General features: G+C 70.5%; 20 protein-coding genes and 3 pseudogenes. 15 read left to right on the top strand and 8 right to left on the bottom strand.

Annotated elements, in window-relative coordinates; all coding sequences use genetic code 11:
• Nucleotides 1-47: 47 nt before the first annotated feature.
• Nucleotides 48-2,471: an endopeptidase La gene (gene lon / locus ACIBBH_RS09310; RefSeq protein WP_399403550.1), complete on the bottom strand. Its 2,424-nt coding sequence runs from the start codon at nt 2,469-2,471 to the stop codon at nt 48-50.
• A 321-nt stretch (nt 2,472-2,792) separates the two neighbouring features.
• On the opposite strand from lon, the pseudogene ACIBBH_RS09305 reads away from it, so the two are divergent.
• Both ACIBBH_RS09305 and ACIBBH_RS09300 read left to right on the top strand, forming a co-directional pair.
• Nucleotides 2,793-3,266, top strand: a pseudogene (locus ACIBBH_RS09305) (hypothetical protein); the annotation flags it as partial.
• A gap of 121 nt (nt 3,267-3,387) precedes the next feature.
• Nucleotides 3,388-3,588 (top strand): annotated as a pseudogene (locus tag ACIBBH_RS09300) (sulfatase); the annotation flags it as partial.
• A 398-nt stretch (nt 3,589-3,986) separates the two neighbouring features.
• Here ACIBBH_RS09300 and ACIBBH_RS09295 read toward each other — a convergent pair.
• On the bottom strand, nt 3,987-4,805 hold the full coding sequence (locus tag ACIBBH_RS09295; protein WP_399403548.1) for a rhomboid-like protein: 819 nt from the start codon (nt 4,803-4,805) through the stop codon (nt 3,987-3,989).
• A gap of 294 nt (nt 4,806-5,099) precedes the next feature.
• Here ACIBBH_RS09295 and ACIBBH_RS09290 point away from each other — a divergent pair, with 294 nt between their 5' ends.
• From ACIBBH_RS09290 to ACIBBH_RS09275, 4 genes are all read left to right on the top strand, one after another.
• Nucleotides 5,100-5,777: a spermidine synthase gene (locus ACIBBH_RS09290; RefSeq protein WP_399403546.1), complete on the top strand. Its 678-nt coding sequence runs from the start codon at nt 5,100-5,102 to the stop codon at nt 5,775-5,777.
• A 123-nt stretch (nt 5,778-5,900) separates the two neighbouring features.
• Nucleotides 5,901-6,641: a response regulator transcription factor gene (locus ACIBBH_RS09285; RefSeq protein ID WP_399403544.1), complete on the top strand. Its 741-nt coding sequence runs from the start codon at nt 5,901-5,903 to the stop codon at nt 6,639-6,641.
• Complete coding sequence (locus tag ACIBBH_RS09280; RefSeq protein WP_399403542.1) at nt 6,638-7,744, top strand: ATP-binding protein; 1,107 nt, start codon at nt 6,638-6,640, stop codon at nt 7,742-7,744. Before ACIBBH_RS09285 ends, ACIBBH_RS09280 begins: the two co-directional genes overlap by 4 nt.
• A gap of 281 nt (nt 7,745-8,025) precedes the next feature.
• Nucleotides 8,026-11,811, top strand: a complete 3,786-nt coding sequence (locus ACIBBH_RS09275; RefSeq protein WP_399403540.1) for a multifunctional oxoglutarate decarboxylase/oxoglutarate dehydrogenase thiamine pyrophosphate-binding subunit/dihydrolipoyllysine-residue succinyltransferase subunit — start codon at nt 8,026-8,028, stop codon at nt 11,809-11,811.
• A 107-nt stretch (nt 11,812-11,918) separates the two neighbouring features.
• On the opposite strand, the gene ACIBBH_RS09270 is transcribed toward ACIBBH_RS09275, so the two are convergent.
• Nucleotides 11,919-12,098 carry a DUF6104 family protein gene (locus tag ACIBBH_RS09270; protein ID WP_023586593.1) on the bottom strand — a complete coding sequence of 60 codons (180 nt, stop codon included), beginning with the start codon at nt 12,096-12,098 and terminating at the stop codon, nt 11,919-11,921.
• Nucleotides 12,099-12,277: 179 nt separating this feature from the next.
• On the opposite strand from ACIBBH_RS09270, the gene ACIBBH_RS09265 reads away from it, so the two are divergent.
• On the top strand, nt 12,278-13,321 hold the full coding sequence (locus ACIBBH_RS09265; protein WP_399403538.1) for a DUF4097 family beta strand repeat-containing protein: 1,044 nt from the start codon (nt 12,278-12,280) through the stop codon (nt 13,319-13,321).
• 1 nt (nt 13,322) lies between these two features.
• Nucleotides 13,323-14,393 carry a helix-turn-helix transcriptional regulator gene (locus ACIBBH_RS09260; RefSeq protein ID WP_399403536.1) on the top strand — a complete coding sequence of 357 codons (1,071 nt, stop codon included), beginning with the start codon at nt 13,323-13,325 and terminating at the stop codon, nt 14,391-14,393.
• 13 nt (nt 14,394-14,406) lie between these two features.
• On the opposite strand, the gene ACIBBH_RS09255 is transcribed toward ACIBBH_RS09260, so the two are convergent.
• The gene (locus tag ACIBBH_RS09255) at nt 14,407-15,372 is read right to left on the bottom strand and encodes a zinc-binding dehydrogenase (RefSeq protein WP_399403534.1); all 966 of its coding nucleotides are present in this window, start codon (nt 15,370-15,372) and stop codon (nt 14,407-14,409) included.
• Nucleotides 15,373-15,649: 277 nt separating this feature from the next.
• Complete coding sequence (locus ACIBBH_RS09250; RefSeq protein ID WP_399403532.1) at nt 15,650-16,873, bottom strand: NADP-dependent malic enzyme; 1,224 nt, start codon at nt 16,871-16,873, stop codon at nt 15,650-15,652.
• A 505-nt stretch (nt 16,874-17,378) separates the two neighbouring features.
• Here ACIBBH_RS09250 and ACIBBH_RS09245 point away from each other — a divergent pair.
• Genes ACIBBH_RS09245 through ACIBBH_RS09235 form a run of 3 tightly spaced genes read left to right on the top strand, consistent with a single transcriptional unit; the run spans nt 17,379 to nt 20,106 of the window.
• Nucleotides 17,379-18,335 (top strand): ABC transporter substrate-binding protein, encoded by a 957-nt coding sequence (locus ACIBBH_RS09245; RefSeq protein WP_399403530.1) that lies wholly within the window; start codon nt 17,379-17,381, stop codon nt 18,333-18,335.
• A 35-nt stretch (nt 18,336-18,370) separates the two neighbouring features.
• Nucleotides 18,371-19,303: an amino acid ABC transporter permease gene (locus tag ACIBBH_RS09240; protein WP_399403528.1), complete on the top strand. Its 933-nt coding sequence runs from the start codon at nt 18,371-18,373 to the stop codon at nt 19,301-19,303.
• Nucleotides 19,304-19,353: 50 nt separating this feature from the next.
• Nucleotides 19,354-20,106, top strand: a complete 753-nt coding sequence (locus ACIBBH_RS09235) for an amino acid ABC transporter ATP-binding protein (RefSeq protein ID WP_399403663.1) — start codon at nt 19,354-19,356, stop codon at nt 20,104-20,106.
• 92 nt (nt 20,107-20,198) lie between these two features.
• On the opposite strand, the gene ACIBBH_RS09230 is transcribed toward ACIBBH_RS09235, so the two are convergent.
• Complete coding sequence (locus ACIBBH_RS09230) at nt 20,199-20,957, bottom strand: class I SAM-dependent methyltransferase (protein WP_399403526.1); 759 nt, start codon at nt 20,955-20,957, stop codon at nt 20,199-20,201.
• Nucleotides 20,958-21,056: 99 nt separating this feature from the next.
• Between ACIBBH_RS09230 and ACIBBH_RS09225 the strand changes: the two genes are divergently transcribed.
• Nucleotides 21,057-21,686 (top strand): CGNR zinc finger domain-containing protein, encoded by a 630-nt coding sequence (locus ACIBBH_RS09225; protein WP_399403524.1) that lies wholly within the window; start codon nt 21,057-21,059, stop codon nt 21,684-21,686.
• On the opposite strand, the gene sodX is transcribed toward ACIBBH_RS09225, so the two are convergent.
• On the bottom strand, nt 21,590-22,024 hold the full coding sequence (sodX, locus tag ACIBBH_RS09220) for a nickel-type superoxide dismutase maturation protease (RefSeq protein ID WP_399403661.1): 435 nt from the start codon (nt 22,022-22,024) through the stop codon (nt 21,590-21,592). The genes ACIBBH_RS09225 and sodX overlap by 97 nt on opposite strands.
• Before the next feature lie 145 nt (nt 22,025-22,169).
• Here sodX and sodN point away from each other — a divergent pair, with 145 nt between their 5' ends.
• Entirely contained in the window at nt 22,170-22,565 is a 396-nt protein-coding gene (gene sodN, locus ACIBBH_RS09215) for a superoxide dismutase, Ni (protein WP_020136639.1), read from the top strand.
• Nucleotides 22,566-22,572: 7 nt separating this feature from the next.
• Here sodN and ACIBBH_RS09210 read toward each other — a convergent pair.
• Nucleotides 22,573-23,437 (bottom strand): annotated as a pseudogene (locus ACIBBH_RS09210) (tyrosine-type recombinase/integrase); the annotation flags it as partial.
• Between the two features lie 90 nt (nt 23,438-23,527).
• Between ACIBBH_RS09210 and ACIBBH_RS09205 the strand changes: the two are divergent.
• Nucleotides 23,528-23,926, top strand: coding sequence for a helix-turn-helix domain-containing protein (locus ACIBBH_RS09205; RefSeq protein WP_399403522.1), 399 nt, complete (start codon nt 23,528-23,530; stop codon nt 23,924-23,926).
• Nucleotides 23,927-24,014: 88 nt separating this feature from the next.
• Nucleotides 24,015-24,389 carry a hypothetical protein gene (locus tag ACIBBH_RS09200; RefSeq protein WP_399403520.1) on the top strand — a complete coding sequence of 125 codons (375 nt, stop codon included), beginning with the start codon at nt 24,015-24,017 and terminating at the stop codon, nt 24,387-24,389.

The following is a 24,389-nucleotide window of genomic DNA, read 5'->3' as shown; positions in this document are numbered from 1 at the left end:
CGGGCCTCCCTCAGGAAACCCGGGCCTTCCCTTTCCCATGGCGTCCGTCACGCCGCCACGGGAACCTCGGGCGTCGCGTCGCTGGTGGCCGGCGCGAGGGCCAGTTCCAGGACCTGGCGGACATCGGTCACGGTGTGGACGTCGAGCTTGTCCAGCACCTCGGCCGGGACGTCGTCCAGGTCGGGCTCGTTGCGCTTGGGGATGATGACGGTGGTCACCCCGGCGCGGTGCGCGGCGAGCAGCTTCTGCTTCACGCCGCCGATGGGCAGGACGCGGCCGGTCAGGGAGACCTCGCCGGTCATCGCCACGTCCGTGCGGACCAGGCGGCCGGACAGGAGCGAGGCCAGGGCCGTCGTCATCGTGATGCCGGCGCTCGGGCCGTCCTTGGGGACCGCGCCCGCCGGGAAGTGGATGTGCACGCCCCGGTCCTTGAGATCGGCGACCGGGAGTTCGAGCTCGGCCCCGTGGCTGCGCAGGAAGCTCAGCGCGATCTGCGCGGACTCCTTCATCACGTCACCCAGCTGACCGGTGAGCGCCAGGCCCGCCGCGCCCGTCTCGGGGTCCGCGAGGGACGCCTCGACGAACAGGACGTCACCGCCGGCCCCGGTGACCGCCAGGCCGGTGGCGACACCGGGGACGGCCGTACGGCGCTCGGCCGGGTCCTGGGCGGACTCGGGCACGTGGTGCGGCCGGCCGATCAGGCCGCGCAGGTCGCCTTCGCGGACGGTGAACGGCAGCTCCCGCTCGCCCAGTTCGTGCCGGGCCGCGACCTTGCGCAGCAGCCGGGCGATCGACCGCTCCAGGTTGCGCACGCCCGCCTCGCGCGTGTACTCGCCGGCCAGCTTGCGCAGCGCGCTCTCCTCGAGGTTGACCTCGTCCCTGTCCAGACCCGCCCGCTCCAGCTGACGCGGAAGCAGGTGGTCGCGGGCGATGACGATCTTCTCGTCCTCGGTGTAGCCGTCCAGGCGGACGATCTCCATGCGGTCGGCCAGCGCCTCCGGGATGGCCTCCAGGACGTTGGCCGTGGCCAGGAAGACCACGTCCGACAGGTCCAGCTCCACCTCCAGGTAGTGGTCCCGGAAGGTGTGGTTCTGGGCCGGGTCCAGGACTTCGAGGAGGGCGGCGGCGGGGTCGCCGCGGAAGTCCGATCCCACCTTGTCGATCTCGTCCAGCAGCACGACCGGGTTCATCGAACCGGCCTCCTTGACGGCGCGGACGATCCGGCCGGGCAGCGCCCCGACGTACGTACGCCGGTGGCCGCGGATCTCCGCCTCGTCGCGGACGCCGCCGAGGGCGACGCGGACGAACTTGCGGCCCATGGCGTGCGCGACGGACTCGCCGAGCGAGGTCTTGCCGACGCCGGGCGGGCCCACCAGGGCCAGTACGGCACCGCCGCGCCGGCCGCCGATCACGCCCAGGCCGCGGTCGGCGCGCCGCTTGCGCACCGCCAGGTACTCGGTGATCCGCTCCTTGACGTCCTCCAGGCCCGCGTGTTCGGCGTCCAGGATCGCCTTGGCGCCCCGGATGTCGTACGCGTCCTCGGTCCGCTCGTTCCACGGCAGTTCCAGGATGGTGTCGAGCCAGGTGCGGATCCAGCTGCCCTCGGGCGACTGGTCACTCGCCCGCTCCAGCTTGTCGACCTCCTTCAGGGCCGCCTCGCGGACCTTCTCGGGCAGGTCGGCGGCCTCGACGCGGGCGCGGTAGTCGTCGGACTCCTCGCCGTCCTTCTCGCCGTTGAGCTCGCGCAGTTCCTTGCGGACGGCCTCCAGCTGGCGGCGCAGCAGGAATTCGCGCTGCTGCTTGTCGACGCCCTCCTGGACGTCCTTGGCGATGGTCTCGGCGACGTCCTGCTCGGCGAGGTGGTCGCGCAGCTGCTGGGTGGCGAGCTTCAGACGGGCGACCGGGTCGGCGGTCTCGAGCAGTTCGACCTTCTGGTCGGTGGTCAGGAACGGCGAGTAGCCGGAGTTGTCGGCGAGCGCGGAGACGTCGTCGATGGCCTGGACGCGGTCCACGACCTGCCAGGCGCCGCGCTTCTTCAGCCAGCTGGTGGCGAGCGCCTTGTACTCCTTGACGAGTTCGGCGATCTGACCCGGCAGCGGGTCAGGCACGCTCTCGTCGATCCTCGTGCCCTCGACCCACAGCGCCGCACCCGGCCCGGTGGTCCCCGCGCCGATCCTCACCCGGCCGCGGCCGCGGATCAGGGCGCCCGGGTCGCCGTCGGCGAGCCGGCCGACCTGCTCGACCGTGCCCAGCACACCCGTCTTGGCGTACGTCCCCTCGATGCGCGGCACCAGCAGCACCTTGGGCTTCCCCGGCTCGGACCGGGCGGCGGCCTGGGCGGCCTCCACCGCGGCCCGCACCTCGGAGTCACTCAGGTCCAGCGGGACCACCATCCCGGGCAGCACGACCTCGTCGTCGAGCGGCAGCACAGGCAGGGTGAGCGGTGTGGACGCCGTGGACTCAGCAGTCATGATCTCCCCTTAGGCAGTCAACTTGAGCTATGCCGACTCAATGCTCGTGAGCCTTCCATTGTTCCCCAAGGGGTGTTCGCTCTGAGCGATCACCGAGTGGCCGCAGCTGCCGCTCCTCCGGCTACGGTTCTCCTCCGAAAAGCGGTTGCGGGGCGCCGCCGCATTCCCCGTACCGATGACCGGCTGGCGGGCGGGAACCAGGCCGCCCGGTCCCTGCTCGTCCGCCATGTCTTCGCAAGGGCATCGCCGCACCACCGCAACGGCACGCACAGGAAACCGCCGAAACTGCCAGTCGGTTCCGAGCGAGGCGGGGGCTGCCTCATGGGCGGGGCAGGGGAGCGCGGGCGCAGGCCCGGAAGGCGGGCGGTCATCACGGGGGTCGCCGTGGCGGCGGCCGGGGCGGCGATCCCGGTGGTCGCGAAGGCGGCGGGGGCCGGTGACGGTTCGTCGACCCCGACGAGTACGAGTACGTCGAGGGCGAGTCCGTCGAGTACGTCCAGGTCGAGTACGTCGGGCATCGGCACGGGCTCCACCGCCCGGGCGCGCCGCTCCGACCCCCGCCCGAACATGCTCCTGGTGCTCACCGGCGACCAGCCCAAGGACACCGACTGGGCCATCCGCCGTACCGTCGACTGGCTCGGCGGACACCGCGTCACCTTCGCGCTGGCGCACACCAACACGCCGCTGTGCGCGCCCTCGCGCGCCTCGATCATGTCGGGCCGCGACGCCCGCGACCACGGCGTCCTCGACACCCGCCACCCCTGTCACCCGGACCAGCGCACCACCGTCCAGCGCCGGCTGCACCAGGCCGGTTACCGTACGGGCCTGTTCGGCAAGTACCTCGACTACTGGCACCACCCGGCCCTGGTTCGCGTACGTCGCCACGCGCAGCGCGCACGAGTTCGACGTCCCGGAGCGGAAGTACGCCCACGCGCGCGTGCCCGAGTGGCAGGGCCGCCCGTCCGTGTTCGAGACCGGCCAGGCCGACAAGCCGCCGTTCCCGCGCGCGGCGCGGCACACCTTCGCCGCGGGACGGGCGCTGCGCACCCGCCAGTTGCGCACGCCGCTCTCCGTGGACGACGCCGTGCGGGACTTCCACGACAAGCTGCGCGCGCCCGGCCGGTCGGAGACCACCCTGGTGCTGTTCACCAGCGACCACGGCATGTGCTGGGGCGACCACGGCTGGCTGCGCAAGTCGGTGCCGCACCGGCCGAGCCCGGAGGTGCCGTTCCACCTGTCCTGGCCGGCCCGCGGCCTCGGAGGACAAGCAGCCGATCCACACCTGGGCGACGTACGTCGGCAAGGCCGAGCAGTACACCGAGTACTACCGGACCGCCTCGACGACGACGGCCGGCCGAGGGGCCGCGGCGAGGTCCTCTTCCGCGAGTACTACGACCCGCGCACCGACCCCTACCAGCTGACCAACCACCTGTACGGCGCCAGTCCCGCGCAGAAGCGCGCCCTTGGCATACCCGGGCCGGCACGTCGGCTGACGGCGGCCGGGGCGGCGAAGAGTCAGGGCGTGCGGGGCTTCGCGGTGCGGGTCCACTGCCAGCGCCTGACCAGCGGCCAGGTGCTCACGCCTACGGCCAGGGCGATCAGGTGCCCCCAATTGGTCATCGGGTCGGTGAACGCGATCAGATCCGCCCCGAGCATCCCACCGACCAGCACCAGCAGCGGCCAGCGCAGCCACGGGGTGAGCAGACCGGCGAGGGCGCCGACGCTGGTCGCGACGCCGAAGCTGATCCCGTAGTCCAGGCGGTGCAGCGAACTGTCCGGCAGGTGCCCGGCCAGGACCGCGAGCCCGACGGGCACCTCGGTGCCCAGAGTGGCCAGTATGTGCCCGAGCAGGAAGACCCCGGCGGTGCGCAGCCCGCCCGTCCGTCGCTCCAGCGCGGTGAGCACGAGCAGGAAGCCGAGCGCGTACGGCGACAGGATCCCGCCCGCGATCCACAGCGCGCTCGCCGGCAGCACCAGCACGGGCGTGCGCAGCAGGTGGGCGACGTCCGTGCTGGAGGCCTGGTGGAGGGCGTGGACGAGGTGCGGGTCGGCGTGGGTGGTGATCAGGGAGGTGAGGACGAGCACGGTCGCGTAGCCGAAGGTGAACGGCGTGCCGGTGGGGGTGGGGAGCAGCCGCCAGGGACGGAGGCGGGAGGCGCCGCCGGTCGGGGCCGCGAGGAGGACGGCCGCCTCGGCGTCCGGCGCGGGGGCCGCCGGCCCGCGCTGGCGCGGCACTCCGTCCAGCAGGCCGGCGACCTCGGGGGCGGGTAGCCGGCGCTCCTCGGAGAGGGGCGTGCACGAGGCCGTCGCTGCGGCCCTCGCGGTCCGATCCACGGTGAGGCGCTCCTTCCGTCCGGCCCCACCCTTCGTGTCCCACGGGTCGCTGTCTATGACCGACGCCACGCGAGAACGGATTCACAGCAACCTCTCAAGCTCTTCTCGAGTCCGCGGCCGGGCCCTACGAGGACAGGACCTGCGGCACCGGGCCCACGGCACCCGGAAGCGTCGGTGCGTCGCCCAGCACACCCGGCGGGGAGCGCGCGGGAAGCGCGCGGCGCGCGTCCGCGAGCCCCGTTTGTCACCCGTAATTCCCGTGGCGGCAAAGCCCGGTTCGGGCAGGATGACCTCATGACTGCCACCTACGACATCCCCGTGGTCCTGGACCGTCGCGAGGGCCCGTACGGCGAGGTGGTCCTGCGCCGGCACGGTGGGCTGCTGCAGATCATCGCCAACGGCTGCTTTCTGATGGACACCTCCGACGGCCGCTCGGAGCGGCTGCTCGTGGACGCCGCGTACGGCGCGCTGGACGGCCGGCCGGAGCCGGACGTACTGATCGGCGGCCTGGGCGTCGGCTTCTCGCTCGCGCACGCGGCGGCCGATCCCCGCTGGGGCCGGATCACGGTCGTGGAGCGCGAGCGCGCCGTCATCGACTGGCACCTCGACGGTCCCCTGGCCGAGCTGTCCGCCGCCGCCCTCGCCGATCCCCGGACGCGGATCGTGGAGGGCGACCTGGTCGCGTACGTCAATGAGACATCCGCCACGTACGACGCCCTGTGCCTGGACATCGACAACGGCCCCGGCTGGACTGTCACCGAGGACAACGACAGCCTGTACTCGCCGGCCGGACTGGCAGGTTGCGCAAGGCTGTTGAGAGCGGGCGGGGTGCTCGCGGTGTGGTCGGCGCGGCCCTCTCCGGAATTTGAAGGTACTTTGCGGAATGCCGGGTTCCAGCAGGTGCGTACCGAAGAGATCCCCGTTGCCCGGGGCGTTCCGGACGCCGTGCACCTCGCCGTACGACCTGGATAGCGAGGGCGACGCGACTCCCCGTAATGTGCTTCCCTGACGCGGATCATTCAAGCGTCAATCGCAACCATGCGCAGACCGAGGAATCACCCCACTGGTTCCGGAAAGCACACTCAGGGGCGGGCGATGGAGCAGACACACACCTCCCACAACGGCGCGGCGGCGGCCACCCCGGGCGCACAGCGCCGGGTCCTGGTGGTCGAGGACGACCCGACGATCGTCGACGCCATCGCGGCCCGGCTGCGCGCCGAGGGATTCCTCGTGCAAACGGCCGGTGACGGGCCGGCCGCCGTCGACACCGCCGAGGCCTGGCAGCCCGATCTGCTGATCCTCGACATCATGCTGCCCGGCTTCGACGGCCTGGAGGTCTGCCGCCGCGTGCAGGCCCAGCGGCCGGTGCCGGTGCTGATGCTGACCGCGCGCGACGACGAGACCGACATGCTGGTCGGGCTGGGCGTCGGCGCGGACGACTACATGACCAAGCCGTTCTCGATGCGCGAGCTGGCGGCGCGGGTGCACGTGCTGCTGCGCCGGGTGGAGCGGGCCGCGCTGGCCGCCGCCACCCCGCGCTCGGGCATCCTGCGCCTCGGCGAGCTGGAGATCGACCACGCCCAGCGGCGCGTCCGGGTGCGCTCCGAGGACGTCCACCTCACGCCCACCGAGTTCGACCTGCTGGTGTGCCTGGCGAACACCCCGCGCGCGGTGCTCTCCCGGGAGCAGTTGCTGGCCGAGGTCTGGGACTGGGCGGACGCCTCCGGCACGCGCACGGTCGACAGCCACATCAAGGCGCTGCGCCGGAAGATCGGAGCCGAGCGGATCCGTACCGTGCACGGCGTGGGCTACGCCCTGGAGACCCCGACGCCATGAGCGACGGGCCGGCCGCACGGAGAGGCTCCGGTGATCCTTGGGGCGGCGTACGCCCGTTCTCGATCAAGACCAAGCTGGGTGCGCTGGTCGTCATCTCGGTGCTGATCACCACCGGGTTGTCGATGATCGCGGTGCACACCAAGACGGAGCTGCGCTTCATCACGGTCTTCTCGATGATCGCCACACTGTTGATTACGCAGTTCGTGGCGCAGTCGCTCACCTCGCCGCTGGACGACATGAACGCGGTGGCCCGGTCCATCTCGCACGGCGACTACACGCGCCGGGTCCGGGAGAACCGCCGGGACGAGCTGGGCGACCTGGCCCAGACGATCAACGTCATGGCCGACGAGCTGGAGGCGCAGGACCGCCAGCGCAAGGAGCTGGTGGCGAACGTCTCCCACGAGCTGCGCACCCCCATCGCGGGCCTGCGCGCGGTGCTGGAGAACGTCGTCGACGGCATCGCCGAGGCCGACCCCGAGACCATGCGGACGGCCCTGAAGCAGACCGAGCGGCTCGGGCGGCTGGTGGAGACGCTGCTCGACCTGTCCCGGCTGGACAACGGCGTGGTGCCGCTGCGTCAGCGGCGGTTCGAGGTGTGGCCGTACCTCTCGGGCGTACTGAAGGAGGCCAACATGGTCGCCTCCGCGCGCGCGGGCATGGCGTCCGGCTCCGGCAGCCACACCCGTACGGACGTCCACCTGCACCTCGACGTCTCCCCGCCGGAACTGACCGCGCACGCGGACCCGGAGCGCATCCACCAGGTCGTGGCGAATCTCATCGACAACGCGGTCAAGCACAGCCCGCCGCACGGCAGGGTGACCGTGAAGGCGCGGCGCGGGCCGCAGCCGGAGTCGCTGGAGCTGGAGATCCTGGACGAGGGGCCCGGCATCCCCAGGTCGGAGTGGCGCCGCGTGTTCGAGCGGTTCAACCGGGGGGCGGCGCCCCGTCCGCACGGTCCGGGCAGTGACGGCGGTACGGGGCTCGGCCTGGCGATCGCGCGCTGGGCCGTCGATCTCCATGGCGGCCGGATCGGCGTGGCCGAATCCGAGCGGGGTTGCCGGATTCTGGTCACCCTTCCGGGAGAGCCTTCCGTGCCAAGTTGACGTAAAGTTCGAACCGGAGCCACAAGATCCACGAGCGTCCCGGCTGACGGACACGTGTGATCAGGGTGAGGCCCGCGCCATGTCGCGTCCGGGCCCGGGTGAAGGCACCCCTTCCACAGGTGAACCACGCTTGTTTCCCGCCATATCAACCCCCGAAACACGGTTTTTGATGTGACTTACGCGACGATGAACGGGCCCGGCCTGACCTTCGCGGTCTTGGAGGCGTAGCCTTTATTCCCGCTGTCCATCACCTTGTGAAGCGGAAGAGGGCGGTTGCCGCCGTGTCGCCACAGTCCCCCAGTAACTCGAGCATCTCGACCGACGACCAAGCGGGGAAGAACCCCGCGGCCGCGTTCGGTCCGAACGAGTGGCTCGTCGATGAGATCTATCAGCAGTACCTCCAGGACCCGAATTCTGTAGACCGCGCCTGGTGGGACTTCTTCGCCGATTACAAGCCCGGCGCCGCGGCCGCGGGGGCCGCGGAGACCCCCACCGCTGCCGCTCCGGCCCGGACGGCGGCTCCGGCCGCGCCCGCTCCGGCGCCCGCGGCCCCGAAGCCCGCGGCGAGCGCCCCGGCCGCCGCCCCGGCGCCCGCGCAGCCCGCCGCGCCCGCCAAGCCGGCGCAGGCCGCTCCGGCCGCCGCTGCCGCCAGGCCCGCGCAGCCCGCTCAGCCGAAGGCGAAGGCCCAGCCCGCCGCCGAGGGCCCCGAGGTCGTGACGCTGCGCGGCCCGTCCGCCGCGGTCGCCAAGAACATGAACGCCTCGCTGGAGCTGCCGACCGCCACCTCGGTCCGCGCGGTTCCGGTGAAGCTGCTGTTCGACAACCGCATCGTCATCAACAACCACCTCAAGCGGGCCCGCGGCGGGAAGATCTCCTTCACGCACATCATCGGGTACGCGATGGTGCAGGCCATCAAGGCCATGCCGTCGATGAACTGGTCGTTCGGCGAGAAGGACGGCAAGCCGGTCCTCATCAAGCCGCCGCACGTCAACCTGGGCCTGGCCATCGACCTGGTGAAGCCCAACGGCGACCGCCAGCTCGTCGTGGCCGCCATCAAGAAGGCCGAGACCCTGAACTTCTTCGAGTTCTGGCAGGCCTACGAGGACATCGTCCGCCGCGCCCGCGACGGCAAGCTGACGATGGACGACTTCACCGGCGTCACGGTCTCCCTGACCAACCCCGGCGGCCTCGGCACCGTCCACTCCGTCCCGCGCCTGATGCCCGGCCAGTCGGTCATCATGGGCGTCGGCTCGATGGACTACCCGGCGGAGTTCCAGGGCACCAGCCAGGACACCCTGAACAAGCTCGGCATCTCGAAGGTCATGACGCTCACGTCGACCTACGACCACCGGGTCATCCAGGGCGCCGCCTCCGGTGAGTTCCTGCGCCAGGTCGCGAACCTGCTGCTGGGCGAGAACGGCTTCTACGACGACATCTTCGAGGCGCTGCGCATCCCCTACGAGCCGGTCCGCTGGCTGAGGGACATCGACGCCTCGCACGACGACGACGTCACCAAGGCCGCCCGCGTCTTCGAGCTGATCCACTCCTACCGGGTCCGCGGCCACGTCATGGCCGACACCGACCCGCTGGAGTACCGCCAGCGCAAGCACCCCGACCTGGACATCGTCGAGCACGGCCTGACGCTGTGGGACCTGGAGCGCGAGTTCGCCGTCGGCGGCTTCGCCGGCAAGTCGATGATGAAGCTGCGCGACATCCTCGGCGTGCTGCGCGACTCGTACTGCCGCACCACCGGCATCGAGTTCATGCACATCCAGGACCCCAAGCAGCGCAAGTGGATCCAGGACCGCGTGGAGCGCCCGCACTCCAAGCCGGAGCGCGAGGAGCAGCTGCGCATCCTGCGCCGCCTGAACGCGGCGGAGGCCTTCGAGACCTTCCTGCAGACGAAGTACGTCGGCCAGAAGCGCTTCTCCCTGGAGGGCGGCGAGTCCGTCATCCCGCTGCTGGACGCGGTCCTCGACAGCGCGGCGGAGTCCCGCCTGGACGAGGTCGTCATCGGCATGGCCCACCGGGGCCGGCTCAACGTGCTGGCGAACATCGTCGGCAAGTCGTACGCGCAGATCTTCCGCGAGTTCGAGGGCAACCTCGACCCGAAGTCGATGCACGGCTCCGGCGACGTGAAGTACCACCTGGGCGCCGAGGGCACGTTCACGGGCCTCGACGGCGAGCAGATCAAGGTCTCGCTCGTGGCCAACCCCTCGCACCTGGAGGCGGTGGACCCGGTCCTGGAGGGCGTCGCGCGCGCCAAGCAGGACATCATCAACAAGGGCGGTACGGACTTCACGGTCCTGCCGGTGGCGATCCACGGCGACGCGGCCTTCGCGGGCCAGGGCGTGGTGGCCGAGACCCTCAACATGTCGCAGCTGCGCGGCTACCGCACCGGCGGCACGGTCCACATCGTCATCAACAACCAGGTCGGCTTCACCGCGGCCCCCGAGTCCTCGCGTTCGTCGATGTACGCGACGGACGTGGCCCGCATGATCGAGGCCCCGATCTTCCACGTGAACGGCGACGACCCCGAGGCGGTCGTGCGTGTCGCGCGGCTGGCCTTCGAGTTCCGCCAGGCGTTCAACAAGGACGTGGTGATCGACCTCATCTGCTACCGCCGCCGCGGTCACAACGAGTCGGACAACCCGGCCTTCACCCAGCCGCTGATGTACGACCTGATCGACAAGAAGCGCTCGGTGCGCAAGCTGTACACCGAGTCCCTGATCGGCCGCGGCGACATCACCCTGGAAGAGGCCGAGCAGGCGCTGCAGGACTACCAGGGCCAGCTGGAGAAGGTCTTCACCGAGGTCCGCGAGGCCACCTCCCAGCCGCTCGCCCCGGACTTCCAGGAGCCACAGGACGGCTTCCCGGTCACGGTCAGCACGGCCGTGTCCACCGAGGTCGTCAAGCGCATCGCCGAGTCCCAGGTCAACATCCCCGAGCACATCACCGTCCACCCGCGGCTGCTGCCGCAGCTGCAGCGCCGGGCGGCCATGGTCGAGGACGGCACGATCGACTGGGGCATGGGCGAGACCCTCGCCATCGGCTCGCTGCTCCTGGAGGGCACCCCGGTCCGCCTCGCGGGCCAGGACTCCCAGCGCGGCACCTTCGGCCAGCGCCACGCGGTGCTGATCGACCGCGAGACGGGCGAGGACTTCACCCCGCTGCTGTACCTCTCCGAGGACCAGGCACGGCTGAACGTCTACAACTCCCTGCTCTCCGAGTACGCGGCGATGGGCTTCGAGTACGGCTACTCGCTGGCCCGCCCCGACGCGCTGGTGATGTGGGAGGCGCAGTTCGGCGACTTCGTCAACGGCGCTCAGACGGTCGTGGACGAGTTCATCTCGTCGGCGGAGCAGAAGTGGGGGCAGACGAGCGGCGTAGTCCTCCTCCTCCCGCACGGCTACGAGGGCCAGGGCCCGGACCACTCCTCGGCCCGCCCGGAGCGGTTCCTCCAGCTCTGCGCCCAGAACAACATGACGGTCGCGATGCCCACGCTCCCGTCGAACTACTTCCACCTCCTGCGGTGGCAGGTGCACAACCCGCACCACAAGCCGCTGGTCGTCTTCACGCCGAAGTCGATGCTGCGTCTGAAGGCCGCGGCCTCGAAGGCGGAGGAGTTCACCTCCGGCCAGTTCCGCCCCGTCATCGGCGACGACTCGGTCGACCCGGCCGCCGTCCGCAAGATCGTCTTCTGCGCCGGCAAGGTCTACTACGACCTCGAGGCCGAGCGTAGGAAGCGCGGTGTGACGGACACGGCGATCATCCGGCTGGAGCGCCTGTACCCGCTGCCGGGTGCCGAGCTCCAGGCGGAGATCAAGAAGTACCCGAACGCCGAGAAGTACATCTGGGCCCAGGAGGAGCCGGCGAACCAGGGTGCCTGGCCGTTCATCGCCCTCAACCTGATCGACCACCTGGACCTGGCGGTCGGCGCGGACCTCCCGCCGGCCGAGCGACTGCGCCGCATCTCCCGCCCGCACGGCTCCTCCCCGGCCGTGGGTTCCGCGAAGCGGCACCAGGCCGAGCAGGAGCAGCTGGTGCGTGAGGTGTTCGAGGCGTAGGCCTGTCGGCGCCTCGGCACGAAGGGCCCGGCCCCGGGTCGTACGGATCTCGTACGGACTCGGGGCCGGGCCCTTTCGTCCCCCCGGACGGCGCTCCCGTCGGGGGTCTACTCCTCGTCCTCGTCGTCGAGCCGGGCGAGCCAGGTCGCCAGCCGCTCGACGGGCACCTCGAAGTCCGGGTTGAGATCCACGAACGTCCGCAGCTGCTCGGCCAGCCACTCGAAGGTGACCTCCTCCTCGCCGCGCCGCTTCTCCAACTCCTCGATGCCGCGGTCGGTGAAGTACATGGGGTCCCTCTCCTGCGTGTGTGCCGTGTCCGGGCCGTCGCCCGGTCCTCCTGGGCACAGCCTATGCGGGGCGGAGCACGGCACCTGAACGAGTGTCTTGACTTCCCCGGGCCACGATATATCGTGTTTCACGGAAGACACGATATGGCGTGTCGCAATCCTGCCCGAGGAGGGCCCCCATGTCCGAGTGGTCCATCGCCGAGCCCACGAAGCTCACCTTCGACACCCCCGTGAGCGACCTGCACGTACGCATCGTCAACGGAACGGTGAACGTCGTGGGCACGGACGAGGGCTCCGCCCGCCTCGAAGTCTCCGGCATCGAGGGCCCGCCCCTCGTGGTCACCCAGCAGGGCGGCACGCTCTCGGTGGCCTACGAGGACCTGCCCTGGAAGGGCTTCCTCAAGTGGCTCGACCGCAAGGGCTGGCGGCGCAGCGCGGTCGTCTCCCTCGCGGTCCCGGCCGACACCCGCGTGGAGGTGGGCGTGGTAGGCGCCGGTGCCGTCGTCTCCGGGATTCGCGGCCCCTCGGTGGTCAAGGGCGTCACCGGCGACACCACGCTCGTCGCCGTCTCCGGCCCGGTGCGCGCGGAAACGGTGTCCGGCAATCTCGAAGCGCAGGCCGTCGCGGGCGACCTGCGGTACAACTCGGTCTCCGGCGACCTGACCGTCGTCGAGGCCTCGGGCTCCTCCGTGCGGGCCGAGTCGGTCAGCGGCTCCATGATCCTCGACCTCGACCCGGACGGCCCCACCGACGTGAGGCTGACCAGCGTCTCCGGCGAGATCGCCATCCGGCTCCCGCACCCGGCCGACGCCGAGGTTGAGGCGAACACCGCGAGCGGCGTCATCTCGAACGCCTTCGACGGACTCCGGGTGCACGGCCAGTGGGGCGCCCACAAGATCACCGGTCGCCTCGGCGCGGGCACCGGCAAGCTCAGGGCCACGACGGTCTCCGGTTCGATCGCCCTGCTGCGCCGCCCGCCCAGGGAGGACGCGGAAGAGGACACCCCGTGGGACACCGCGCCACCGCGTCCGCGGGAAGCGACGACCGACACCCCCCGCGCCACGGCGGGCACGACGAGGACGACGGATCCGGCACCCGCCGACGAGGCACCCACCGTCCCGGCACCCGGACCGCAGCACGACGCGGGAGACAATTCCGTTTCCGGCCCGGGCGACGCCGGCAACGCCCCGGCCGACGGCACGACCGACAAGAAGGTGCTCTGACATGCCCCCCGTCTTCGCCCACGGCCGCCTCCGCCTCTACCTGCTGAAGCTGCTCGACGAGGCCCCGCGCCACGGCTACGAGGTCATCCGCCTTCTCGAAGAACGCTTCCAGGGTCTGTACGCGCCGTCGGCGGGCACCGTCTACCCCCGGCTGGCCAAGCTGGAGGCCGAGGGCCTGGTCACCCACACCACCGAGGGCGGCCGCAAGGTGTACGCCATCACGGACGCCGGCCGCGCCGAACTGGCCGACCGCAGCGGCGAGCTGGCCGACCTGGAGCTGGAGATCCGTGAGTCGGTCGCCGAACTCGCCGCCGAGATGCAGGCCGACGTGCGCGGCGCGGCGGGCGACCTGCGGCGCGAGATGCGGGCGGCCGCCTCCGAGGCCAGACGCGGCGGCAAGCCGGGCGCCGGGGACCACGGCCCCTTCGGGGAGTACGGCGACCTGGGCGACAAGGAGGCCTGGCGCGTCGCCAAGGAGGAGATGCGCCGGGTCAAGCAGGAGTGGAAGGAACAGGCCCGCCGCGCCAAGGACGAGAGCCGCCGGGCCCGCGAGGAGGCCCAGCGGGCCCGCCGCCAGGCCCAGGAGGCACAGGCGCGGGCGCGGGCCCAGGCCCAGGAGGAGATGCAGCGCATCGCCCGGCGGGTCCAGGAGCACGTCCAGGACCACTTCGCACGGGGTGACTGGCCGACGGGGGTCCGGGAGGGGCTTTCCGAACTCGCCAAGGAGTTCGGGGAGTTCGGGAAGGACTTCGGCAAGGAGTACGGGAAGGACTTCGGCTTCGGGCGAACCGGCCCCCAAGGCGGAAGCGGCACCACCAAGTCCGCCCCCGCCCCGGAGTACTCCCCCACGCCCGAGGACTTCCCCGCCGGCTACGAACCGGCCTGGGCCCACGAGGACCCCACCGGCGACCCGGCCCGCGACCTGGACCGCCTGCTCGACCGCTTCCGGGACGACATCCGGGACGCGGCCCGCGACCACGGGGTCACGGCCGAGCAGCTCCGCGACGCCCGCCGGCATCTGTCGACGGCGGCGGCGCACATCGGCGCGATACTGCGCGGACCGAAGGTCTGAACGGCGGGGCGGCTCAGCCGTTGGTGAGGACGATCTTGCCGAACTGGTCGCCCGACTGCAGCCGTTCGAAGCCCTCGCGGGCGCGGTCGAGGGGAAGCACCTCGTCGATGACGGGGCGGACCCCGGTGGCGGCGCAGAAGGCGAGCAGGTCCTCCAGCTCGTCCTTGGTGCCCATCGTGGAGCCGACGACCTTCAGCTCCAGGAAGAAGATGCGGGTCAGTTCGGCGTGCGAGGGGCGGTCGCCGCTGGTGGCACCGGAGATGACGAGGGTGCCGCCGGGCCGCAGCGACTTCACCGAGTGGGACCAGGTGGCGGCGCCGACGGTCTCGATCACGGCGTCCACCCGCTGCGGCAGCCGGGCCCCCGACTCGACCGCCTCGACGGCACCGAGTTCCAGGGCCCGTTTCCGCTTCGCCTCGTCCCGGCTGGTGGCGAAGACCCGCAGCCCGGCCGCCTTGCCGAGGACGATCGCGGCGGTGGCCACCCCACCGCCGGCACCCTGGACGAGGACGGAGTCGCCCGGCCGTACCCCAGCGTTGGTGAAGAGCATCCGGTACGCCGTCAGCCAGGCGGTGGGCAGGCAGGCGGCCTCCGCGAAGGAGAGCTCCTTGGGCTTGGGCAGGATGTTCCAGGTGGGCACGGCGACCTGCTCGGCGAAGGTGCCCTGGTAGCGCTCGGTGAGGATGGAGCGGGGTTCCTTCGGGCCGACGCCGTGGCCGGTCTGGCCGATGACGGAGTGCAGGACGACCTCGTTGCCGTCCTCGTCGACGCCGGCGGCGTCACAGCCGAGGATCATCGGCAGCTTGTCCTCCGCGAGGCCGACGCCGCGCAGGGACCAGAGGTCGTGGTGGTTGAGTGAGGCGGCCCTGACGTTGACGGTGCTCCAGCCGGGGCGGGCCTCGGGGGCCGGGCGCTCCCCCAACTCAAGGCCGGTGAGCGGCTGGTCGCGGTCGATTCGGGCGGCGTAGACAGCGAACATGGGCTTGACGATAGGTTCCCGGCCGGGTCGGCGGAACCATGGGGCTCTGTGACACTTGCCCTCTTGCGCACAGCCACGAAGGTGCAGCACGCGGCGGTTTCTCCACGCGGGCCGGCCGTCTCGGCCCGTCCGGCGTCCGAGGACGAGGCCGTTCAGGCCGACGCGGGGAGGGCTGGGAGCGGCAGCCGCCAGAGCGCGGCCACCTCGAAATCACCCGAACAGGCGGGCAGGCGGGCAAAAAAATGGTCCCGCCCGAACGGACGGGACCATTCGGGCCTCACCGACGGGCAACGCCCTCCGCCCGAGCAGCGGCGGCGACGGCCGCGGTCACCGCGGGGGCAACCCGCTCATCGAACGGCGAGGGAATGACGTAGTCGGCAGCAAGGTCGTCCCCGACGACCGCGGCCAGCGCCTCCGCCGCCGCGATCTTCATCCCCTCGGTGATCCGAGAGGCCCGCACCTGCAGCGCACCGGCGAAGATCCCGGGGAACGCGAGCACGTTGTTGATCTGGTTGGGGAAGTCGGACCGCCCGGTCGCCACGACCGCCGCGTACTTGTGCGCGACGTCGGGGTGCACCTCCGGGTTCGGGTTGGCCATCGCGAACACGAAGGCACCCTCGGCCATGGAGGCCACCGCCGCCTCCGGGACCGTACCGCCGGAGACGCCGACGAAGACGTCGGCGCCGGCCAGCGCGTCCTCCAGCGAGCCGGTGATGCCCGCCTTGTTGGTGAACCCGGCCAGCTCGCGCTTGACGGAGGTCAGGTCCTCGCGGTCGGCGGAGACGACGCCCTTGCGGTCGGCGACCGCGACGTCCCCGATGCCGGCCTCGACCAGCATCTTCGCGATGGCGACACCGGCCGCGCCGGCGCCCGAGATGACGGCCCGCAGGTCGCCGATCGACCGCCCGCTCAGCCGCGCCGCGTTGCGCAGCGCCGCCAGCGTCACCACGGCCGTACCGTGCTGGTCGTCGTGGAAGACCGGGATGTCCAGCCGCTCCTGGAGCTGCCGCTCGATCTCGAAGCACCGCGGGGCCGAGATGTCCTCGAGGTTCACACCGCCGAAGGAGGGGGCCAGCCGGACCACGGTCTCGACGATCTCGTCGACGCCCGTGCAGTCGAGCGCGATCGGCACCGCGTCCACGCCGCCGAACTGCTTGAACAGGATCGCCTTCCCCTCCATCACCGGAAGGGAGGCCTGGGGACCGATGTCCCCGAGCCCGAGCACGGCCGTACCGTCGGTGACGACGGCGACCACCGACGACTTCCACGTGTAGTCGTCGACCAGCTCGGGCTGTTCCGCGATCGCGGTGCACACGCGCGCCACACCGGGCGTGTACGCGAGGGAAAGGTCGTCCTTGTCACGGATCGGCACGGTGGCCTGCACGGCCATCTTGCCGCCGCGGTGCAGCGCGAACGCCGGATCGAAGGAATCGAGGGGCTCTGCGCCGCCGTCCTGATCCGTATTGCCGTCGCTGCGAGGATTGACGATCTCCGCTGCCACTTCGTTTTACCCCTTAAGTATTCATGGGTTGAGGGTTGACCACTCCTGGTGAGGGGTGGGCGGGACCGCGTACGACCCGATTGACTGATGCGTACGGGTGCACGCGACGGGCGCGCCGCACACGCGCCCTGAGCCCCGGATGAGGGGTGTAAAGAACCTTCTTACCGGACGGACGGCACCGACGACGAGTCCATTAGGTGCAAGGTCACATCTCCGCGCTCGATGCGGCCTCGCCCGGGACTCGACGACGATCACATCGTGAGATGCGCCGAAGATTCTCCGGCCGAACGGCTGGATGCCCGCAGATATGGGGCCGTAGGTGCCGAGCATGTGCCGACCTGATGCGGTTCGGGGGTCACCCGTTATCCGATTTTGACATAGCGAGCCACCTGAACGGCGTAGTCCGAATGGCAAGATGCGGTAAACCCACGAGGTCGCGACACCCGAAGGTGTGTGTTCTCGTCGACCCATCGGCATCTCCACCCATCCGCCGGAGGAACCCACCATGACCGCAAGCTCCACCCGTCGTACCACCGCCGCGCACTCCCGCCTGGCCGCGGTCGGTGCGATCGCGGTCGCAGGCACCCTGCTGCTCACCGGTTGCGGTGACCAGACCAAGAACGACAAGGACTCCGGCAGCGCCTCCACCAGCTCCGCCCCGCTCGCCGACAAGCTCCCCCAGGACATCCGGAGCAAGGGCGTCATCAAGGTCGGTTCGGACATCGCCTACGCCCCGGTGGAGTTCAAGGACTCCTCCGGCAAGATCGTCGGCCTCGACCCGGACCTCGCGGAGGCCATGGGCAAGCAGCTCGGCGTGAAGTTCCAGTTCGACAACGGCACCTTCGACGCCCTGCTCACCGGTCTGCGCTCCGGCCGCTACGACATCGCGATGTCGGCGATGACGGACAACAAGAACCGCCAGGAGGGCGTCGACCCGGACACCGGAAAGAAGGTCGGCGAGGGCGTCGACTTCGTCGACTACCTGACCGCCGGTGTCTCGATATACACGCGCAAGGGCGACACCCAGGGCATCGCCACCTGGTCCGACCTGTGCGGCAAGAAGCTCGCCGTGGAGCGCGGCACCGTCTCGGAGGACCTGGCGAAGTCCGAGGCGAAGAAGTGTCCGAGCGGCAAGAAGCTGACCATCGAGGCCTTCGACGACGACCAGCAGTCCCAGACCCGCCTGCGCTCCGGTGGCGCGGACGCGGCCTCCTCCGACTTCCCGGTCGCCGCCTACGCGGTGAAGACCTCCGGTGGCGGCAAGGACTTCGAGATCGTCGGCGACCAGGTCGAGGCGGCTCCGTACGGCATCGCCGTCGCCAAGAGCGACACCCGGCTGCGGGACGCGCTCCAGGCCGCGATGAACGCGGTCATCAAGAGCGGTGAATACCAGAAGATCCTCGAGAAGTGGGGCGCCGAGGACGGCGCCGTCAAGGAGTCCGCCATCAACGGCGGCAAGTGACCGCGGTCCGCAGCGGGCACTGAAAGGCAATACCCGTGACTGACATCGAGAAGACGGCCGGGGAGCAGGACACTCCCCCGGCCGGCCCGGAGGCCATCAGGGCCATCCCGGTCCGGCACTACGGACGATACGTTTCCGCCGTCATCGCGATCGCGCTCTTCGCCGCGATCATCTACGCGTTCGCCCAGGGCCAGATCAACTGGAACGCGATCCCGGACTACTTCTTCGACGACCGGATCATGACCGGTGTCGGCAAGACACTCCTGCTGACCGTCCTGTCGATGGTGATCGGCATCGTCGGCGGCATCATCCTCGCGGTGATGCGGTTGTCGAAGAACCCGGTGACCTCGTCGATCGCCTGGTTCTACATCTGGTTCTTCCGCGGCACCCCGGTCCTGGTCCAGCTGTTCCTGTGGTTCAACCTGGGCCTGGTCTTCCACTACATCAACCTCGGTCCGCTCTACAAGGACGAGTGGTCGGACTTCATGACGCCGCTGCTGACGGCGCTGCTCGGCCTCGGCCTGAACGAGGCCGCGTACATGGCGGAGATCTGCCGCGCCGGCCTGCTCGCGGTCGACGAGGGCCAGACCGAGGCCGCGCACGCGCTGGGCATGAGCCACGGCAAGACGCTGCGGCGGATCGTCATCCCGCAGGCGATGCGGGTGATCGTGCCGCCGACGGGCAACGAAGTGATCAACATGCTGAAGACGACCTCGCTCGTGGCGGCCGTCCAGTATCCGGAGCTCTTCCGTTTCGCCCAGGACATCGGCCAGAACTCCGGCGCTCCGGTGGAGATGTACTTCCTCGCCGCGTCCTGGTACCTGATCATGACGTCCGTCCTCAGCGTCGGCCAGTACTACGTCGAGCGGTACTACGCGCGCGGCTCCAGCCGCAGCCTGCCCCCCACTCCGTGGCAGAAGGTCAGGGCACACCTGACGACCTTCTCGAGCAGGAAGGTCACGGCATGACCGACAAGCTGAGCAAGACGGACCCGGCCCCGCAGCCCGCGTCCGTCCCGATGGTGAAGTCCGAGGGCGTCCACAAGTCCTTCGGTCCCGTCGAGGTCCTCAAGGGCATCGACCTCGAGGTGAAGACGGGCGAGGTGTTCTGCCTCATCGGCCCCTCCGGCTCCGGGAAGTCGACCTTCCTCAGGTGCATCAACCACCTCGAGAAGATCAACGCCGGCCGTCTGTACGTCGACGGCGAGCTGGTCGGCTACCGCCAGAAGGGCGACAAGCTCTATGAGCTGAAGGACAGCGAGGTCGCGCTCAAGCGCCGGGACATCGGCATGGTCTTCCAGCGCTTCAACCTGTTCCCGCACATGACGGCCGTCGAGAACGTCATCGAGGCGCCGGTCCAGGTCAAGGGCGTCAGCAAGGCCCAGGCCAGGGAGCGCGCGATGCAGCTCCTGGAGCGCGTGGGCCTCGCCGACAAGGCCGGGAACTACCCCTCGCAGCTCTCCGGCGGCCAGCAGCAGCGCGTGGCGATCGCCCGGGCCCTCGCGATGGACCCGAAGCTGATGCTCTTCGACGAGCCGACCTCGGCCCTCGACCCGGAGCTGGTCGGTGACGTCCTCGACGTCATGCGCGACCTCGCCGAGTCCGGCATGACGATGGTCGTCGTCACCCACGAGATGGGCTTCGCCCGCGAGGTCGGCGACAGCCTGGTCTTCATGGACGACGGCGTGGTGGTCGAGTCCGGCCACCCGCGCGACGTCCTGACCAACCCGCAGCACGAGCGGACGCAGTCGTTCCTGTCCAAGGTGCTCTGACGCTTCGCCGGGAAGGGCGGTACGTGTGACGCGTACCGCCCTTTCGCATGCCGCGGGCGCTCTTCAGCGCGGGCCGGACGCTCTCCGGGCGGTCACTTCAGCGCCAGCACCATCGTGTCCGAGGGCGAGCACCACACCGGGCGGGCCTCCGCGAAGCCCCGCTCGCGCAGGGTACGGGCGTGCCACGCGGCGGACGGCGTGTCCCCGTCGGCATGCTCCCCGTAGATTTCGAAGCGACGCGCCGTCGGCCCGGCCAGGACCGGGTCCTGGGCCGCGAGCTGCCACCACTCGGACCAGTCCGGGGCATCCGCGGCCTTGGCCTGATCCATGCGGGCGTGGCGCTGGGCGCGCTCTGCCGCGTTGATCCTGGGCGTGGTGTCGTCGATCATGTGGTCCGCGTTCATGAAGACACCGCCGTCGCGGACGAGACCCGCGACCTGACCGTAGAGGACCGCGAGGGGTTCGCTGTGCAGCCAGTGCAGGGCCGTGGCGGTCAGGACGGCGTCGTAGGAGTCGTACGGCAGCTTCGCCGGCCAGTCCGGGTCCTTGAGGTCGGCCGTGACGAGGGTGACCCGTTCGTCGTCCGCGAAGGTGCCCTCGGCGATGGCGAGGAGGGCCGGGTCGAGGTCGACGCCGACGCTCGTGGCACCGGGGAGGCGGGCGAGCAGCCGGGCGGTGATGCTGCCGGTGCCGCAGGCGAGGTCGAGGACGCGCGGCGCGGTGCCGACGACGGCCTCCACCATGTCGAGCATGATGCGGAAGCGTTCCTCGCGGTCCGGCATGTACCACTCCTGCTGGCGGTCCCAGCTCTCCTGCCAGGCGGTCCAGTCGGTTCCGGTACTGGTGGTCATGGAAACCCCGTCTCCCTCACCCGCGTAATACCCTGAAAGCACGATCGGCTCTTACCCGACCGCAACCGCAACCATAGAGCGCCCCCGTAAGGACTACAAGTGGAACTGGCCTATTACTCGGATTACGCCGTACGTCTCGTCAACAGCGAGGAACCGGCCCGGGGCAAGGACATCCTGACCTCGGTCGAGGCCGTCCGCGACCTGTTCGGCGCCAACTCCTCGGCGGCCCGCCGCGCCACCGACGCCGACGTCACGCGCTTCCGCTCGGTCCGGGCCCGGCTGCGCGCGGTCTTCGAGGCGGCCGACACCGGCGACGAGACCCTCGCGGTGGACCTGCTGAACTCCCTGCTCCTGGAGTTCCCGGTCAGCCCGCAGGTTTCCGGGCACGACTACCGCGACGAGGACGGCCGCCCGCTGTGGCACATGCACCTGGCCGACCACCCGTCGAACGCCACCGCCGGCTACGCCGCCATCGCGGCGATGGGCCTGGCCTTCCACCTCACCGAGTACGGCGTCGACCGTCTCGGCCTGTGTGAGGCCGCCCCCTGCCGCAACGCCTACCTCGACACGTCCACCAACCGCTCCCGGCGCTACTGCTCGGACCGCTGCGCGACCCGAGCCAACGTGGCCGCCTACCGCGCCCGCAAGCGCCTGGAGGCAGACCGGTCGGAGAAGACCGGCCGCACGGCCGACAGCGCCCAGCGCACCACCGCCAGCGGCGAGCGCTGATCGGCCCTGAGCGGCCGGTAGCGCAGGCGGACCCGCCCGAGGATCAGATCCTCCGGCACGGTCCCGTAATCGGTGCTGTCCCCACCCGCGAACGCGTTGTCCCCCAGCACCCACCAGCCGCCCTCGCGCAGCTCCACGGCACGCTTGACGACGAGCAGGTCCTGCTGGAAGGGATGGCGCAGGACGACCACGTCCCCCGGCCTGATCCCGGCCCCGTACTGCACCACGAGCTGGTCCCCGTGGCAGAGCGTGGGCACCATGGACGGCCCGGTCACCTCGGCCAGGCCGAAGAGCGGGACGGCCCTCCCCCGTTCGGTCTGCTGCGACAGCTCCGGCATCACCGGCACCTCCCCGGTCCGTTCCTCCACCAGTCCCAGTCTGACCCTGGACTTTTGTCCTAAGCCCTGGGGGGCACTCGCGAAAACACGTTTCGCAGGGAGTAATGTCCCACCTGAGAAGACGATCACGAGGAAGGAATGCTCCATGCTTTCCCGCCTGTTTGCCCCCAAGGTCAAGGTCAGCGCGCACTGCGACCTGCCCTGCGGCGTGTACGACCCGGCCCAGGCCCGCATCGAGGCGGAGTCGGTGAAGGCCGTCCAGGAGAAGATGGCCGCCAACGACGACCCGCACTTCCAGGCGCGTGCCACCGTCATCAAGGAGCAGCGCGCGGAGCTCGCCAAGCACCACGTCTCCGTGCTCTGGAGCGACTACTTCAAGCCCCCGCACTTCGAGAAGTACCCGGAGCTGCACCAGCTGGTCAACGACACCCTGAAGGCCCTCTCGGCCGCCAAGGCGTCCACCGACCCGGCGACGGGGCAGAAGGCGCTGGACTACATCGCCCAGATCGACAAGATCTTCTGGGAGACCAAGAAGGCTTGATCTTGAATCACGCATCTTGATCTGCAATTTCCTTGGTTGCAAGGTCTCCCTGTCCGCACCCGGTCCGCAGGCCGCCGAGCACGGCGTCCATGACGGTCCGGGTGCGGTCGTCTTCGTCAGGCCGAAGATGCGTGGATCCGCAGCGTGATGACGGCGGACGCGTGGCCGAGGACCAGCTGGACCTGCTTGACGCTCGCCCCGCCGACGACGAGGGCGGAGGCGAAGAAGGGGCGGGTCGTGGGTCACCATGTGCGGCAGCTCGACGGGCTTGCGGCCCTCGCGCGCGGCTGTCGCGTTCCCCGCTGCCTGGAGGGTCCTGCGGGCGCAGTTCCACTCCGTCTTCCAGCGACGGTGGTTGAGGGGCTCTCCCTCCTCCATCGTGAACAGCCACTCCTTGGAGGGGCGTGCGGCGAGGTGCACCAGAAGAGCATCGGTGACGACCTCGCCGACCGGGACGGTACGCCGAGACTGGCGGCCTTCGGCGGGCCGATCCTGCCGGACTGGAGGCGTTGGCGTTCGACGCGGACCGTGCCGGCCCCGAAGTCGACGTCCGACATCTTGAGGCCGAGCAACTCGCCCATGCGCAAGCCTGATCCGGCGAGCGTGACGACGGCCGCGCGGATGTACGGCGGCATCACGCGGGCCATGGCCCCGACCTGCGCGACCGTCGGTGGGGTGACCTCCTCGTCCGGCACGGGCGGGAGGGTGATCCGGCGGCACGGGCCGGCGACGACGACCTTGCCCTCTGCGACCGCGGTCATGAGGCGTACGAGCACGTCGCAGACGTTGCGCACGCTGCCGGGCCGGGCTGCCCGGACAGGCTCTTGAACACCACCTGCGTCGTTACGCCATATCGCCGCCATGGTGCGGGCGGGACAACTGAGACAGGCGATGACGGCGTCGTGCTTCCCGCCGCGCGATCGGCGGGAAGCACGACACGTCGACCGTGGCATCCTGACGAGGTGACCCGCGAAGACCTGGTCCGCCTGCGCCGGACCCGCGACCGTATGGACCGCGAGTACGCCGAGCCCCTCGACATGACCGAGCTCGCGCGCACCGCCCTGATGTCCCCCGGACACTTCCAGCGCAGCTTCCGCAAGGCCTTCGGGGAGACGCCGTACAACTACCTCATGACCCGCCGCATCGAGCGTGCCAAGGTCCTGCTGCGCCGCGGCGACCTCAGCGTCACTGAGGTGTGCCTCGCCGTCGGCTGTACCTCTCTCGGCTCCTTCAGCTCCCGCTTCACCGAGCTGGTCGGCGAGACCCCGAGCGCGTACCGGGCGCGTTCCCACGAGGAGAGCGCGGTGATCCCGTCCTGCGTGGCCCGCACCTTCACCCGGCCCCGCCGGCGTCCCTACTGACCGGCACACCCCCGGCCCTCCCGGCTTACACTGGTCTCTTCCCAACAGCGTTGCCCGTCAAGGTCATTGAGCGAACATCGGGGGAGCCGTGGCAACCGCACTCATCTCCGTCCTGAGCGAGGACCCGGTCAAGGACGCCGAGTCCCTGACCGACTGGCTCAGAGGTGAGCCGGCGCTCGCCGGCAAGGTCCGGCTGACCGGTGGCCCGCCGGAGCCGGGGCAGTTGGGCACCGCGCTGGACACGGTGACCGTACTGCTCGGGGCGGGCGGCCCGCTCACCGTGCTCGCCTCCTGTCTGCGCACCTGGCTCGCCCAGCCGCGCCGCAGCGACGTACGTCTGAAGGTTCAGCTCGACGAGGGGCGCGTCGTCGAGATCGACGCCAAGCGGGTCGACACCGAGGACGTGGCGCGACTCCTGCGGCAGGCCCGCGAGGAGGGCCCGGACCAGGGCGCACGGGACTGA

This window comes from Streptomyces sp. NPDC051636 (genome assembly GCF_044453765.1).
GTDB lineage: Bacteria > Actinomycetota > Actinomycetes > Streptomycetales > Streptomycetaceae > Streptomyces.
This window is presented reverse-complemented; position numbering and strand designations above follow the sequence as displayed.

What these genes read in the sequence shown, in the direction of transcription:
- sodX (WP_399403661.1), bottom strand. Translation starts at nt 22,024, where the DNA reads ATGCCGGAGCTGTCGCAGCAGACCGAACGGGGGAGGGCCGTCCCGCTC.
- lon (WP_399403550.1), bottom strand. Translation starts at nt 2,471, where the DNA reads ATGACTGCTGAGTCCACGGCGTCCACACCGCTCACCCTGCCTGTGCTG.
- ACIBBH_RS09280 (WP_399403542.1), top strand. Translation starts at nt 6,638, where the DNA reads ATGAGCGACGGGCCGGCCGCACGGAGAGGCTCCGGTGATCCTTGGGGC.
- ACIBBH_RS09230 (WP_399403526.1), bottom strand. Translation starts at nt 20,957, where the DNA reads ATGACCACCAGTACCGGAACCGACTGGACCGCCTGGCAGGAGAGCTGG.
- ACIBBH_RS09285 (WP_399403544.1), top strand. Translation starts at nt 5,901, where the DNA reads ATGGAGCAGACACACACCTCCCACAACGGCGCGGCGGCGGCCACCCCG.
- sodN (WP_020136639.1), top strand. Translation starts at nt 22,170, where the DNA reads ATGCTTTCCCGCCTGTTTGCCCCCAAGGTCAAGGTCAGCGCGCACTGC.
- ACIBBH_RS09265 (WP_399403538.1), top strand. Translation starts at nt 12,278, where the DNA reads ATGTCCGAGTGGTCCATCGCCGAGCCCACGAAGCTCACCTTCGACACC.
- ACIBBH_RS09255 (WP_399403534.1), bottom strand. Translation starts at nt 15,372, where the DNA reads ATGTTCGCTGTCTACGCCGCCCGAATCGACCGCGACCAGCCGCTCACC.
- ACIBBH_RS09290 (WP_399403546.1), top strand. Translation starts at nt 5,100, where the DNA reads ATGACTGCCACCTACGACATCCCCGTGGTCCTGGACCGTCGCGAGGGC.
- ACIBBH_RS09245 (WP_399403530.1), top strand. Translation starts at nt 17,379, where the DNA reads ATGACCGCAAGCTCCACCCGTCGTACCACCGCCGCGCACTCCCGCCTG.
- ACIBBH_RS09235 (WP_399403663.1), top strand. Translation starts at nt 19,354, where the DNA reads ATGGTGAAGTCCGAGGGCGTCCACAAGTCCTTCGGTCCCGTCGAGGTC.
- ACIBBH_RS09270 (WP_023586593.1), bottom strand. Translation starts at nt 12,098, where the DNA reads ATGTACTTCACCGACCGCGGCATCGAGGAGTTGGAGAAGCGGCGCGGC.
- ACIBBH_RS09260 (WP_399403536.1), top strand. Translation starts at nt 13,323, where the DNA reads ATGCCCCCCGTCTTCGCCCACGGCCGCCTCCGCCTCTACCTGCTGAAG.